Raw genomic sequence first — 12,708 nt, forward strand, 5'->3', positions numbered from 1 at the left:
GGTGACGCATTTCCACGGCTAAAAGCCGAAAATTTGCCGGTAGATTTGGGCATCTGCACGACGGAATGTGAGCATTTTCACGAAAGTGAGGGGAAGTGTGATCTGTACAGGAAATAGACGGATGGGATGTAGGGGGATATTGCGGCCTTTACTTTGTGATGAGAAAAGTGGGCACGAGGAAGTCAATCCGTTAGGCTAACGTTTTTAGAAGGTGTTTGCTGACCAGTCGGAGTGGAATATGTTGCGCGTTATTGATACGGAAACTTGTGGATTACAAGGCGGCGTGGTTGAAGTGGCTTCGGTCGACATTGAAGACGGGAAAATCGTCAACCCGATGAGTGATCTGGTGCGCCCCGACCGGCCGATAAGCCATCAGGCAATGGCCATCCACAAAATTACCGAGGCCATGGTGGCCGACAAACCGTGGATTGAGGAGATCATTCCGCGTTATCACGGCAGCCAATATTATGTGGCCCATAACGCCAGCTTTGACCAGCGTATGCTACCCGATATGCCGGGTGACTGGATTTGCACCGTGAAACTTTCCCGCCGTTTATGGCCGGGGATCAAATACAGCAACATGGCGCTGTACAAATCCCTCAAGCTGGACGTGGCAACGCCTGCGGATCTGCATCATCACCGCGCGCTGTTTGACTGCTACATCACCGCCGCGTTACTTATCCGCATCATGGATGAATCCGGCTGGACACCGGAAGAAATGGTGACCATTACCGGCCGCCCTGCGCTGGTGAGCACCATGATGTTTGGGAAATATCGCGGCAGAAAAATTGCTGAAATCGCCGAAGACGACCCGATGTACCTGCGCTGGATGCTGAATAACATCAAAGAATTAACGCCTGACCTGCGGATGACACTCAGGCATTATCTGGAGGTAGAGTAACGCGTTACAGCGTCACCTTATCACGACACACTCCCAATACCAGTTGCCGCAGCCAGCGGTGCGCAGGGTCAACTTCTGAACGCGGATGCCACATCTGGGAAATCGTGATTTCACGGGTTTCCAGCGGCAGTTCGAAAGCATATAACCGGTCTGGCTCAGCAATCAGGAATGACGCGGGGATCAGCGCCACCAGATCGGAGTTTTGCGCAATCGCCAGGGCGGCGGAAAAACCCGGCACGACGGCGGCAATTTTCCTTTTCAGCCCGACTTCGGCCAGCGCGTCATCCACAGGTCCGTAAGTGTTGTTGCGACGTGAAACGACAACATGCCCGAACGACACGTATTCGTGTGCGGTAATCGTTTTCTTAAGCGCCAGCGGATGACCTTTTCTCACCACGCCCATAAACCTGTCGCGGAACAAAGTTTGCAAACGAATTTCCGGTCCCATTTCGCCTAAAACACCAATCTCAAGATCCACCCGCCCTTCCCGCAAGGCATTTGAGGTTTTTTCCGGTTTTGGCATAAATCGCAGACATACGGACGGGGCCACCTGCGCAGCGGCGGCAATCATCGCCGCGCCAAATGCCACCACAAAACCATCGTTGGAACGGATCAGGAAAGTACGCTCAAGTCTGGCTAAATTGAAATCTGCTGATGAAGGCCGCAACAGGGCGCGCGCCTCAAACGCCACATTCCGGGTGCGCTGGCGGATTTCTTCGGCATAAGGCGTCAGCACCATATTTCGTCCGGCGCGCACCAGCAGCGGATCGCCGGTGGTTTCGCGCAGGCGACCCAGTGTACGGCTCATGGCAGAGGCGCTTAATCCCAGACGTCGGGCAGCAGCGGCTACACTTGCTTCAGCCAGCAGCACATCAAGTGCAATAAGTAAGTTCAGATCGGGTTCAGTCATCTGAACAGAGTAACGCAACGGCAATAATGAGAGAAGGCGTTTGGTGCAGGTATTAAGTGCAGATGCTGCGTCTTCCGCACTATATTACCAGCCGGTATAGTTACCTGACTCAATATCAATAAGGCGAATGCGTTATGGAATTATTTTCCGACAAACCAGGCGATGAAGGATTACCCGGCCGTGAACGGGGATTTGCCATGGCCGCCGTGATGATCATGGCAACGATGGCGGTATTCGACGGTTCGATGGTCAACATCGCACTGCCACAGATTGCACATGCACTGGATATCTCGGCAGGTGCAGCGGTCTGGGTGTCGAACGGTTATCTGCTGTCGGCGTCCATGACACTGGCAATCTTCGCCGCGCTGGCCAGCCGCATCGGTTTCCGTCCGCTGTTTGCCGCCGGACTGACGGTGTTCACCCTTGCCTCTTTGGGTTGTGCGCTGTCATCATCGCTCGACATGTTGATTATCATGCGGGTGCTTCAGGGAATTGGCGCGGCAGCCACGCTGAGTATTGGCCCGGCGATATTGCGCTCCGTTTTCCCCAACCGCCTTCTCGGACGAATACTGGGGCTGAATGCTCTGATGATCGCCACCAGCACCGCTGTCGCGCCGGTGCTGGGCGGGACAATATTATCGGCGATGAGCTGGCAGTGGCTGTTCGCGATCAATATTCCGCTCGGCATTATTGCGGTCATTCTTACGCTGCGCGTGGTGCCATCAAACCCCGCCAGTACGCGCCAGCCGTTTGATACTGCCGGGGCGATTTTATCGGCAGTCGCACTGGGCGCGCTGATTATGGCGGCAGAATCCTTTGCGCATCCGGGAAATGACAAACTTGCCACCGCCATAACCTATGGCCTGACGGCGATAATTGCAGGCGTGGCCTTTGTCTGGCGTCAGCGTCGGGCGCCAAAACCGCTGCTGCCGCTCGGCATGTTTGCCTCCACGCGGTTCACGCTGGCGGCCTTCACCTCGCTGGCCTCATTCGTCAGCCAGGGCATCACCTTTGTCGCGCTGCCGTTCCTGTTTCAGAGCGTTTACGGTTACAGCGCCTTTGTTTCCGCATTACTTTTCACGCCCTGGCCGCTGGGGATTATTCTGGCGGCACCGCATGCAGGACGCCTTGCCGACCGTTATCCGGCCGCCATTATTTCTACTGTGGGTCTGGCGGTATTTGCGGTGGGATTACTGTTACTCGCGCAACTCCCCGCGCAACCCCAGGTCTGGGATATCGGCCTGAGAAGCTTTATCTGCGGACTGGGCTTCGGCTGTTTCCAGAGCCCGAACAACCGTGAAATGCTCTCCAACGCTTCACGGGAAAACAGCGGTTATGCCTCCGGCGTACTGGCCATTATGCGCACCTTCGGCCAGTGTCTCGGTGCCGCGTGCGTCGGGGTCATCCTGACACTTTATTCTGCCAGTAGTGTGTTGCAGGAGGCCCGGGCAGTGCAGGTCAGTTTATGGGTGGCGGTGATGGCCACGGTGCTGGCGAGTGTGATAAGCCTCAGCCGCCTGCGAGGTCAGCGCGGTCACTTGCAGGCGGAGAAATAATGGAAATAATAGATAACCGATACCTAAGAGAGTAACACCGTGTCCCGTTCCCAGCGTTTGCTTGATTTAATTCAGATCCTCCGCCGCCACCGGTTTCCGGTGACCGGGTTAACGCTGGCTGCGGAACTCAATATCAGCGTAAGAACGCTCTACCGGGATATCGCAACATTGCAGGAGCAGGGAGCTGATATTCAGGGCGAGCCGGGGCTGGGATATATTTTGCGCCCCGGTTTCATGCTTCCTCCTCTGATGTTTTCCGAGGATGAAATCCAGGCACTGGTGTTGGGTTCCCGCTGGGTATCCAGACGTAGCGACGGGCAACTGAGCGCGGCAGCAAAAAACGCGCTTGCCAAAATTGCAGCGGTGCTGCCCGAAGATCTGCGCATGTCTTTGGAATCGACAACCTTACTCATCGGCCCAGCAGACAATTCTGGCGCAGACGCAGCCTTATTACCGCAAATCCGTCAGGCAATTAAAGACGAACGTAAAATTGAAATTGTTTATCGCAGCCTGAAAAATGAAAGTTCCTCCCGGGTGATCTGGCCATTTGCCCTCGGTTATTTCGATCAGGTTCAGATACTGATCGCATGGTGCGAGTCGCGTCAGAGCTTTCGTCATTTCCGCACCGACTGCATTATGTCTCTCAAACGAACGGATGAGCGCTACCCAAGGCGGCGTCAGAGATTGCTGAAAGAGTGGCAAGATAAGGAACAAATCTCACCTCAGTAACCCGAATCACTCCTGACAGAAACTGGCAGTGGTGGCCACTAAGATACTCAGTAACACACATCAAACCGGATGTCTTTTCATTCCTGAGGGGCCATTAATGATTGATTCAAACTTCGTTATTTTGTACGTCAACAATCCGCAGGTCAGCGCCAGATTCTATGAAGAACTTCTGGAAAAACAACCCGTTGAGGCTTCAGCCACTTTCGCCATGTTTGTTCTACCCTCAGGGATGAGGCTGGGCCTTTGGTCAAAGCATACTGTCGAACCCGCCGCTGAAGGTTATGCCGGAAATGGTGAGATCGTCTTTTCTGCTGACAGCAATGAACAGGTCGATGCTCTCTGCTCTCTCTGGCGCGATAAGGGACTTGAGATAATGCAGGAACCTGTTGAGATGGATTTCGGCTATACCTTTCTCGCGTTGGATCCTGACGGGTATCGCCTGCGGGTTTACCGGTTGTCGATAGAGTAAACAGCTCAACCCGGAGCGCCCTCACAGGCGCTCTGCTTAAATCAACGGGTTCTGATACGCATTCCAGCGATTGCCGCAGATGTTTCGTTATTCCGGTCAGTCCTTGCGCCGGATCTTTCCCAAACACCTGTTTCAGGATATGTTTATGACGAAACAGACCGGCGAACGTCTGATGGTTATCCCTGAAGTCATACTGTTGAAGGATAAATTCTATGCTGGAACTGAGACCCAACTGCGAGTGTTGCAATACCGATCTCCCCCCTGCTGCTGATGCCAGAATTTGCTCGTTTGAATGCACATTCTGTGTAACCTGTGCCGAAGACAAACTTCACGGGATATGCCCCAACTGTGGCGGAGAACTCGTTGCCCGTCCGCGCAGACCGGCCAATAAACTGGCCAATAATCCGGCGTCCATAACACGGGTATTTAAGCCAGAGGGCTGTGCTTCTTAGTTCCGCGCAGTGTCACGCCAGAGTTTCAGCCGCTGGCGTGCCTTCATCCAAAACAACGGTCATCTGTCTTCTCCTTACTTCAGGACATATAAACGCTTCTGTTTCCTGAAACTGAACTAAAGTTATCCTTCTCCTGCCACTCCCGCTGCATAAAGGGAGTCAAAGAATTCTATAACATTATTATTAAAAAGGATTTTTATGCCCCGCATCACTTCTCTGGTTTCTTCATCTGCACTGATCGGTTCGGTTTTTCTGCTCACCGGGTGTCCGCCCCCGCCTGATTTAACGCAGTGGCAGCGCCCTGGCAGCACCATAGATGACGCGCGTGTTGCGATGGGGCAATGCGGCGTCCCGCTTCCGGGGCCGGAACCTTCTTTTACCGACAATGAAACGGTGCTGTATTACCAGTGCATGGAGGGGAAAGGATTTACCTATAAGGGCGATTTCCATATTTGCGATTACTACAAAAACACCCCTGCCTGCATCGAGAAACAACAGGGACATCCGCTCAGTCAGCGACAGCTCGAAGCGCTACCTTTTGTCGCCGATAAGGGTTTTCACCCGATCAAACCGGATTCAGGCCGGGATGAGTCACAGCTCATCAGCTGGCGTAAAGCGGGCGCCTCACTGCATTTTTCACACGCTGTGGAGAACGATAAGCTCGCGTTACAAATGATGTATGAATGCGGATATCCGAAACCGCTAGGCTCGGTTCCTTTCGTTCCGACCATTCTTAAGGCCGCGAAAGTTCAGCAATGCATGCTGGATAAAGGTTTTGAACCGAAACATAAACTCATGCTGGTTTGCCGCAATTATCCGCAAGTGACAGGCTGCGGGAAATAGCGAAACCTATGTCCAGATTTCCCTGCCATCCGGCATTGAAGTGGTCAACAAATACACGATGGTTCATCAAGATGGTAAATCTACGAAGTCGAGAATATCTATGAATTTTCTGAGAATGACTGCTTCACTCTCGTCCACCAGAGATCCATAACCCCAATTTGCAAATGCAAACGACATTTCGTATCCCTGGGCGGCCTCAAAATCATTCTTATTGTCTCCGATCATTATCTTATGAAGCTTACCGTAATCGGCACGTGCTACAACTGCGTGTAGGTGTCTGGGGTCAGGTTGGAAGAGTGGAGATAGGTTATGTTGGTTCAGCGGCATTTTTTGGGGTACTCCAGGAACAGGTCCAGCGGTTTCGCAATAAATGGCCCGACGTTATGCTTAACACGAAGGAATTACCCACCGAGCAGATCCTGCCACTCCTGGAGGAAGGCAGGATAGATTTGGCTTTTGTCCGAACGCCCGTGCATCTGCCTCTGTCTGTCTCCAGCCATGTCATGGCACGGGACCGATTCTGTGTGGCTCTGCCGGCAGACCACGCTCTGTCGAAGATGTCGACGGACATTCTCCCGCGCGCGCTTTCCAATGAGTCGTTTGTGATCCCAGAACAAGGTCTGGGCTTGCGTGAGGTCGCAAGGCGCGGAAAATTCGATCCACATATCGTCTCGTCGCCCGGAACTCTGGTTGCGGTGTTGACACAAGTAGCGCTGGGTATGGGTGTCGCAATCATTCCCAGTGTGCTGATCAACACGATTCAATTGCCGAATGTCGTTTTCAGAGAAATTGCCGGCCCTGCTATTGTTTCGGAGGTGGCGGCACTATTTCGAAGGCATGAGCGATTGCCAACGGTGCGCAATCTTATTGAACAGATGCTCGAGACTGACTGCCGCGCAGCTTTAGCATGGTTTTACACACCTATGGCTCAAAGTATGGAAATACGCGTCCCTTGAATACTCAGCGCAAAATCTGCACCAAATACTTTAGCTGGCGTCTGAAATCCAGGCTGGCTTGTTCCGCTAAGCACCCGCCTGGCGGCTTCGACCGCAGCGAGTGGCGTATAGGAATATCCGTTGACCGTTTCAATGACTGCATGGTGAATGTCACCATCAACCCCGGTCATTTCTACCACTGCACGAGCGACATTACCTGCGCGCTCTTCCTGAGAGGGGCCATCAGGCAAGCGTGATAAATCTCCGGATGGAAAGGCATCGCCACTCACATGGACATACATTTCAATATTTGGAATGCCGGTTGAATGCCATGCAGTAACAAGATCACCGAAAGAGAGTGGCGCACATTCTACTTTCCCTTCACCAAAATCAAAAAAGTCTGTTTTGGCATCGGTTTTCGTCGTCAGTTCACCATTGACCCTGGCAAGCAGACCCGCGCTGATAATCTCTCCCACACTGAAGGCCGAACCCCGTGACATTGAGCCTGCAACCTGCAGCGCAATTCTCAAGCGTACAGGCTCATGCACCTTTTCAGCTATCGTCACCGCGAGACAATCCGTTGGCACAACATCCCATCCCACACCAGGCAGTAACATGACCCTGGCCGTGGAGGCGAGATCATGCAGTGACTCAGCCAGCCGATAAACGTTGATTTCGGCAGTAATATCCAGGTAATGAACACCCTGAATAATGCAGGCTCGCATCAGTGATTCTGAGGTATGAGCAAAAGGACCGGCGCAGTTCAATACAACCGTTATCCCGTCTAAATGACGAGGGAGAGCCCCGGCATCATCCAACGCAAAAGCATGGGCCCTTACGTCCAATGTTTTCGCCAGTTCATCCAGTTTTTCTTTATTTCTGCCGGCAATCACGAAATTGAGACCAGCGTCTTTTGCCTGTTTGGCAATCATGCGTCCGGTATAACCGGTGGCACCGTAAATAAGTAATGTTTTCATGATGAGGTGTGCTGCCAACTTTTATAGACGAATTCCAGGGTGTAGCCGTCGGGATCGATAACGCCGGCAGCGTAATAACGGGGATCATAATAAAGGCGTGCGCCCGGCGCACCATTGTCAGCGGCTCCCGCACTCATTGCTGCGGCATAGGCTTCATCAACCCTTTCTTTGCTATTAGCGACAAAGCCAACGTGCGTGGCCCCACCTGCAGCGTCCCCCTCGCGCAGCCAGAAAAATATCCGGCCGTTGGCACCAAAGCCTTTGAGGTCAGGATGCCCCAGCGGCCCATCATTTCCGTCATAGTCCAGGCGAACGGTGACGCCGAGAGGCGCCAGGGCTGCGGTGTAAAACGCAACGGATCGCCCGATTTCAGTCACCGATAGAAAGATATGATCGATCATAGAGCCTCCTGTCATCATTAAATGTGATAGCCGCCAGCCACTTCGATGGACTGAGCATTAACCCAGCCATTTTCATCCGACACCAGACTCGCAATGGCCTTACCTACATCGTCAGGCTCCCCAACGCGTCCAAGCGCTGTTTGTGAAGCGAGTAAGGCTTCGAACTCATCATTCAGGCCGCCGCCCAGGCCGGTACGAATGGCACCTGGAGAAATAGCGTTTGCGCGAATACGGCGTGGCCCAAACTCCTTGGCCATATAGCGTGTCAGTACCTCGAGCCCTCCTTTGAAAGCGGCATAAGGCGCCACACCTGAAGTCGCAACGCGTGTCGTTGCGCTGGTCACATTCACGATGTGCCCCCCATCAGCAAGGACGGGCAAAAGAGCCTGTGTCAGGAAGAACGGGCCTTTAAGGTGAACATTGAACAGACTGTCGAACTCATTTTCTGTCACCGTTTCAATCGGGTTAAAAAGGCCGAAACCGGCATTGTTGATTAGTACATCAAAATCAGAACGTTGCCAGAAACGGTGTAGTAAATCCTCAAGGGTCTTCCTAAAGGTAAGGAAAGTTTCAGAGCGCGAAACGTCAAGCTGGACAGCGATAGCCTTACCGCCAGTCGCTTCGATTTGTTTGATAACCTTGTCAGCGGCTTCGGGATGATTATGGTAGGTGAGTACCACGCCCATACCGCGTGCGGCACACTGGATAGCCGTACTGGCTCCTATACCACTGCTTCCACCTGTTACAAGAATAACTTTCATGATGTTTCCTTTCTCTGTGTTTGCGTTGGAGTAATAGTAAGGTAAGGGTCAAACAGGGGCTTCCGTGTTCCTGCTCGATTCTTGCCTGTTTCTGCTTTATGCTCCTTTCAACGATGAGACCGAGGATGTAAGACATGATGATGCAATCCCAGCTTGATGAGCTTTGTGGTCTTGCCGCACACGCCAGCAACTGGCGAACGGAGACGGGGATCCCACGCGTCGCGATGGTTCAGGGAAATATTCCGGCTTCGGCACTGGCTGCGGTTTATGAGCCAATGATCAATCTGATCCTCAGGGGAAGTAAGTCGATGACGGTGGGAGACCGGGTTTTCAACTATGACCCAGCCTCGTATTTTGTGATGTCGGTTGATTTACCTGCAGTGGGTGCTGTTCATCCGTCTGCGACGGGAGAACCGTATCTGGCGGTGAGTCTGACCCTGGAACCTCAACGGGTGGCTGCTATGCTGGACGATTTACCTCAATCAGCCATGAAAAACAGACCGGAAGGCGCGTTCTCTGTTGCCTCAGTGACATCGGAACTTCTTGATGCGTGGGTCAGAATGCTGCGTCTGATGAAGACCCCCGACGATATCCCCGCCCTCGCGCCCAATTATGAGCGCGAAATTCTGTATCACGTATTGAAAGGACCGCATGGCTGGATGCTGAGGGACATTGCCTCTCCGGGCACGATGTTGGCCCGAATCGGCAATGCCATTCGCTGGTTAAGACATAATTTTACAGAAGAGTTTGTCGTTGAATCATTGGCCGAACGGGAGGCGATGAGCGTATCGGCTTTTCATCGTCACTTTAAAGCCGTCACGGCCATGAGTCCTTTACAGTATCAAAAGCGCGTTAGGCTACTTCATGCCAGAACGATGTTATTAGGCAGGCAACAAAGCGTGACGTTTGTTGCCCAGGAAGTGGGGTACAGGAGTGTGCCCCAGTTTAACAGGGATTACGTCCGCATCTTTGGTCTGCCACCGCTAAAGGATGTTGCCCATCTGCGAAAGGTCATCAATGTGCGTGACAATCCGTAATGTGAAAGCAGGCCAGGATGTGGTGATTTACGAACCCGCTAATGTGTATGACTGTATTCTCGGTGATGACGTTTTTGTCGGGCCCTTTGTGGAAATTCAGGCCAACACCAGCATCGGACGGGGGACAAAAATCCAGTCGCATACCTTTATTTGTGAATATGTCACTGTCGGGGAAAACTGCTTTATCGGCCACGGCGCGATGGCTACGGGCGTTGTAGCCATAAAAAAGGCCGCTTTCGCGGCCTTTCAGATTTCAGAGCTTATGACAGCTAATTATTTAGCGTCAGCGTCTGGCAGTGCGTAAGCGATGATGTAATCGCCCAGTTTGGTGCCGAACGAACCGTGACCGCCTGCTGCGATAACAACGTACTGTTTGCCATTCACAGAGTAAGTCATTGGGGTCGCCTGGCCACCTGCTGGCAGACGAGCTTCCCACAGTTTGTCACCGTTGCTCATATCAAATGCACGCAGGTAGTTATCTGCGGTCGCTGCGATGAAGAACACATTACCGGCGGTAGAAATCGGTGCGCCCAACATTGGCATACCCATTTTGAACGGCAGCGGTAATGGTGAGCTGTCACGCACGGTACCGATACGTTTTTTCCACACGATATCGTTGGTTTTCAGGTCAACGCCGGAGATGTAACCCCATGAAGGTTGTTTACATGGGAAGCCCAGCGGAGACAGGAACGGGTTCAGCGTCACGCCAAATGGCACGCCGTACTGTGGCTGAATGCCAGTCTCAGTACCGGAACCACCTTTATCGTTCTCATCTGGCTCCATAGGGTTGCCAGGACCACGTGGGATCAGTTTAGACACGAACGGCAGTGCGATCGGGTTCGCGATAGCCACCTGACGGTCGGTATCCACAGAAATACCGCCCCACTCGAACATACCGAGGTTACCCGGGAACACCAGCGTGCCCTGCTCGGATGGCGGTGTGAAGGTGCCTTCATAACGCAGTTTGTGGAAGATCACACGACACATCAGCTGGTCATAGATCGTTGCGCCCCACATGTCTTTACCGGTCAGTTTGGCTTCCGGACGGAAAGTCAGTTCGGAGAACGGCTGAGTCGGAGAAACGTGGTCGCCTTTCGCTGCGCCTTGCGGAACAGGTTTCTCAGGTGCGTCAACAATCAGCTTACCGTCACGGCGATCCAGCACGAAGATGTTACCGGTTTTGGTCGGTACATAAATCGCAGGAACTTTGTTGCCGCTCTTGTCAGTGATATCAGCCAGCGTTGGCTGCGCCGGAACGTCCATATCCCACAGGTCGTGATGAACGGTCTGATAGAACCAGGCCAGTTTACCGGTGGTCGCATTCAGCGCCAGCAGGCCGCTCGCATAACGTTCCATTTCCGGAGTACGGTTGCCGCCCCAGATATCTGGTGTCGCTACGCCGATTGGCAGGTAGACCAGATCCAGCTTGTCATCATAAGCCGCAGGCGCCCATGAGTTCGGGGAGTTTGGCGTGAAGTGCTGACCATCTTCAGGGATTTTGTTCGGTTCAGCCGCACCCGGATCGAAGGCCCACAGCAGTTTACCGGTTTCCACATCAAAGCCACGGATCACGCCGGAAGGCTCGCGGTTTGAGTAGTTATCAGTAACCGCACCCGCCACGATGATCACAGATTTAGTGATGATTGGCGGTGACGTTGGCTCGTAGTGCCCTGGCGTTGCGTAAGGCATGTTGCCTTGCAGGTTCAGCTCACCGTTGTTACCGAATGCCGGGCAACGTGCGCCGGTTTCAGCGTCCAGCGCGAACAGACGGCCATCGTTGACCGGCAGAATGATACGACGTGAACAGACAGCAGGCGCTGCGCCATTAGCCGCATCACCTTGTGCAGCAGGTGTGGTCTCATGATAAGACACACCGCGACAGGTCACGTGCTGGAAGGTCGGGTTAGAATTGAGCTGCGGATCGAACTTCCACTTCTCTTTACCGGTCGCGGCATCCAGAGCAAACAGCTTCTGGTGCGGCGTACACAGGTAAAGCATGTCGCCGATTTTGATTGGCGTCACTTCGTCAGTGATTTCGCCCGGATCGTTCGGGGTCTTCAGGTCACCGGTACGGAAAGTCCAGGCCACGTCGAGCTTGCTGACGTTTTTATCGTTGATCTGGTTCAGTGGCGAGTAACGGGTACCGCCCTGAGTACGGCCATAGGCCGGCCAGTCACTGGCAGGAACGCCGGAATCGGTTGCTGACGGTGCAGCATCGGCAGCTTTAAGGGTGCCGTTGATTTCCTGCGGATCGTTGAAGACGGAGTACGCCAGCACAATCACGGTGAACAGCAGGGAAACGGCCAGAGCGCCGCGTGCGAAAGCATTTTTCGCCAGCATCTGGTTATACACAACCGGCAGCAGGATCCACAGGCCCAGGAAGAAGGTGACGTCTAAACGCGGCGTCAGTGCCCAGAAGTCTGTGCCTACTTCCCACACCGCCCACACCGTGGTGCCGAACAGGAAGATTGCGTACAGCAGTAATGCAGAAGAGCGACGGCGATACAGCAACCACGCGGTAACCAGCGAGATAACACCGGCAATAATGTAATAAAGAGAACCACCTAATTTTGCCAGCCAGATACCGCCGACAAGAAGATAAATCCCGCTTAACGCGGCGAACAAAGCGGTAATTATGACGACGATGCGTGATAACGAGGCTTTCGTTTCCATAGTTGATGACCTTACTGATTTTTTATAATCGTCGATTCAGGCATAGCCCGAATCTTCAAGAACA

Annotated in this window: 13 protein-coding genes and 1 pseudogene; 9 read left to right on the forward strand and 5 right to left on the reverse strand. The window is 53.2% G+C overall.

Annotated features, from left to right (window positions below; translation table 11 throughout):
* The first annotated feature begins 238 nt into the window (after positions 1 to 238).
* Positions 239 to 901, forward strand: a complete 663-nt coding sequence (gene exoX / locus ABIC79_RS14995) for an exodeoxyribonuclease X (RefSeq protein ID WP_013578051.1) — start codon at positions 239 to 241, stop codon at positions 899 to 901.
* Positions 902 to 905: 4 nt separating this feature from the next.
* On the opposite strand, the gene ABIC79_RS15000 is transcribed toward exoX, so the two are convergent.
* Positions 906 to 1,811 (reverse strand): LysR family transcriptional regulator, encoded by a 906-nt coding sequence (locus tag ABIC79_RS15000; RefSeq protein ID WP_037032752.1) that lies wholly within the window; start codon positions 1,809 to 1,811, stop codon positions 906 to 908.
* 134 nt (positions 1,812 to 1,945) lie between these two features.
* On the opposite strand from ABIC79_RS15000, the gene ABIC79_RS15005 reads away from it, so the two are divergent.
* From ABIC79_RS15005 to ABIC79_RS15030, 6 genes are all read left to right on the forward strand, one after another.
* Entirely contained in the window at positions 1,946 to 3,367 is a 1,422-nt protein-coding gene (locus ABIC79_RS15005; protein ID WP_354567649.1) for an MFS transporter, read from the forward strand.
* Between the two features lie 39 nt (positions 3,368 to 3,406).
* Positions 3,407 to 4,096: a helix-turn-helix transcriptional regulator gene (locus ABIC79_RS15010; protein ID WP_013578048.1), complete on the forward strand. Its 690-nt coding sequence runs from the start codon at positions 3,407 to 3,409 to the stop codon at positions 4,094 to 4,096.
* Between the two features lie 97 nt (positions 4,097 to 4,193).
* Positions 4,194 to 4,565 (forward strand): VOC family protein, encoded by a 372-nt coding sequence (locus ABIC79_RS15015; RefSeq protein WP_095925464.1) that lies wholly within the window; start codon positions 4,194 to 4,196, stop codon positions 4,563 to 4,565.
* Between the two features lie 212 nt (positions 4,566 to 4,777).
* Complete coding sequence (locus tag ABIC79_RS15020; protein WP_072012244.1) at positions 4,778 to 5,017, forward strand: DUF1272 domain-containing protein; 240 nt, start codon at positions 4,778 to 4,780, stop codon at positions 5,015 to 5,017.
* Positions 5,018 to 5,215: 198 nt separating this feature from the next.
* On the forward strand, positions 5,216 to 5,860 hold the full coding sequence (locus ABIC79_RS15025) for a hypothetical protein (RefSeq protein ID WP_013578045.1): 645 nt from the start codon (positions 5,216 to 5,218) through the stop codon (positions 5,858 to 5,860).
* A gap of 296 nt (positions 5,861 to 6,156) precedes the next feature.
* Positions 6,157 to 6,816, forward strand: coding sequence for a LysR family substrate-binding domain-containing protein (locus ABIC79_RS15030; protein ID WP_014416637.1), 660 nt, complete (start codon positions 6,157 to 6,159; stop codon positions 6,814 to 6,816).
* On the opposite strand, the gene ABIC79_RS15035 is transcribed toward ABIC79_RS15030, so the two are convergent.
* Genes ABIC79_RS15035 through ABIC79_RS15045 form a run of 3 tightly spaced genes read right to left on the reverse strand, consistent with a single transcriptional unit; the run spans position 6,789 to position 8,934 of the window.
* Positions 6,789 to 7,772, reverse strand: coding sequence for a saccharopine dehydrogenase family protein (locus ABIC79_RS15035; protein WP_013578043.1), 984 nt, complete (start codon positions 7,770 to 7,772; stop codon positions 6,789 to 6,791). The two genes, ABIC79_RS15030 and ABIC79_RS15035, sit on opposite strands and share 28 nt — an antisense overlap.
* Positions 7,769 to 8,173 carry a VOC family protein gene (locus tag ABIC79_RS15040; RefSeq protein ID WP_354567654.1) on the reverse strand — a complete coding sequence of 135 codons (405 nt, stop codon included), beginning with the start codon at positions 8,171 to 8,173 and terminating at the stop codon, positions 7,769 to 7,771. Before ABIC79_RS15040 ends, ABIC79_RS15035 begins: the two co-directional genes overlap by 4 nt.
* 17 nt (positions 8,174 to 8,190) lie before the next feature.
* A complete protein-coding gene (locus ABIC79_RS15045) occupies positions 8,191 to 8,934 on the reverse strand; it encodes an SDR family NAD(P)-dependent oxidoreductase (RefSeq protein WP_013578041.1) in 744 nt (247 codons plus the stop codon).
* 134 nt (positions 8,935 to 9,068) lie between these two features.
* On the opposite strand from ABIC79_RS15045, the gene ABIC79_RS15050 reads away from it, so the two are divergent.
* Both ABIC79_RS15050 and ABIC79_RS15055 read left to right on the forward strand, forming a co-directional pair.
* Positions 9,069 to 9,971 carry an AraC family transcriptional regulator gene (locus ABIC79_RS15050; protein WP_168444334.1) on the forward strand — a complete coding sequence of 301 codons (903 nt, stop codon included), beginning with the start codon at positions 9,069 to 9,071 and terminating at the stop codon, positions 9,969 to 9,971.
* Positions 9,952 to 10,173 (forward strand): annotated as a pseudogene (locus tag ABIC79_RS15055) (LbetaH domain-containing protein); the annotation flags it as partial. The gene ABIC79_RS15050 and the pseudogene ABIC79_RS15055, both read left to right, overlap by 20 nt.
* Positions 10,174 to 10,244: 71 nt before the next feature.
* On the opposite strand, the gene ABIC79_RS15060 reads toward ABIC79_RS15055, so the two are convergent.
* Positions 10,245 to 12,644 carry a glucose/quinate/shikimate family membrane-bound PQQ-dependent dehydrogenase gene (locus ABIC79_RS15060; RefSeq protein WP_217244542.1) on the reverse strand — a complete coding sequence of 800 codons (2,400 nt, stop codon included), beginning with the start codon at positions 12,642 to 12,644 and terminating at the stop codon, positions 10,245 to 10,247.
* Positions 12,645 to 12,708: the final 64 nt, after the last annotated feature.

It is taken from the genome of Rahnella sp. 2050 (assembly GCF_040544515.1).
Taxonomy (GTDB): domain Bacteria; phylum Pseudomonadota; class Gammaproteobacteria; order Enterobacterales; family Enterobacteriaceae; genus Rahnella; species Rahnella aceris.

Coding starts and splice junctions, on each gene's coding strand:
- exoX (WP_013578051.1), top strand. CDS start 239: ATGTTGCGCGTTATTGATACGGAAACTTGTGGATTACAAGGCGGCGTG.
- ABIC79_RS15000 (WP_037032752.1), bottom strand. CDS start 1,811: ATGACTGAACCCGATCTGAACTTACTTATTGCACTTGATGTGCTGCTG.
- ABIC79_RS15005 (WP_354567649.1), top strand. CDS start 1,946: ATGGAATTATTTTCCGACAAACCAGGCGATGAAGGATTACCCGGCCGT.
- ABIC79_RS15015 (WP_095925464.1), top strand. CDS start 4,194: ATGATTGATTCAAACTTCGTTATTTTGTACGTCAACAATCCGCAGGTC.
- ABIC79_RS15020 (WP_072012244.1), top strand. CDS start 4,778: ATGCTGGAACTGAGACCCAACTGCGAGTGTTGCAATACCGATCTCCCC.
- ABIC79_RS15025 (WP_013578045.1), top strand. CDS start 5,216: ATGCCCCGCATCACTTCTCTGGTTTCTTCATCTGCACTGATCGGTTCG.
- ABIC79_RS15035 (WP_013578043.1), bottom strand. CDS start 7,772: ATGAAAACATTACTTATTTACGGTGCCACCGGTTATACCGGACGCATG.
- ABIC79_RS15040 (WP_354567654.1), bottom strand. CDS start 8,173: ATGATCGATCATATCTTTCTATCGGTGACTGAAATCGGGCGATCCGTT.
- ABIC79_RS15045 (WP_013578041.1), bottom strand. CDS start 8,934: ATGAAAGTTATTCTTGTAACAGGTGGAAGCAGTGGTATAGGAGCCAGT.
- ABIC79_RS15050 (WP_168444334.1), top strand. CDS start 9,069: ATGATGATGCAATCCCAGCTTGATGAGCTTTGTGGTCTTGCCGCACAC.
- ABIC79_RS15060 (WP_217244542.1), bottom strand. CDS start 12,644: ATGGAAACGAAAGCCTCGTTATCACGCATCGTCGTCATAATTACCGCT.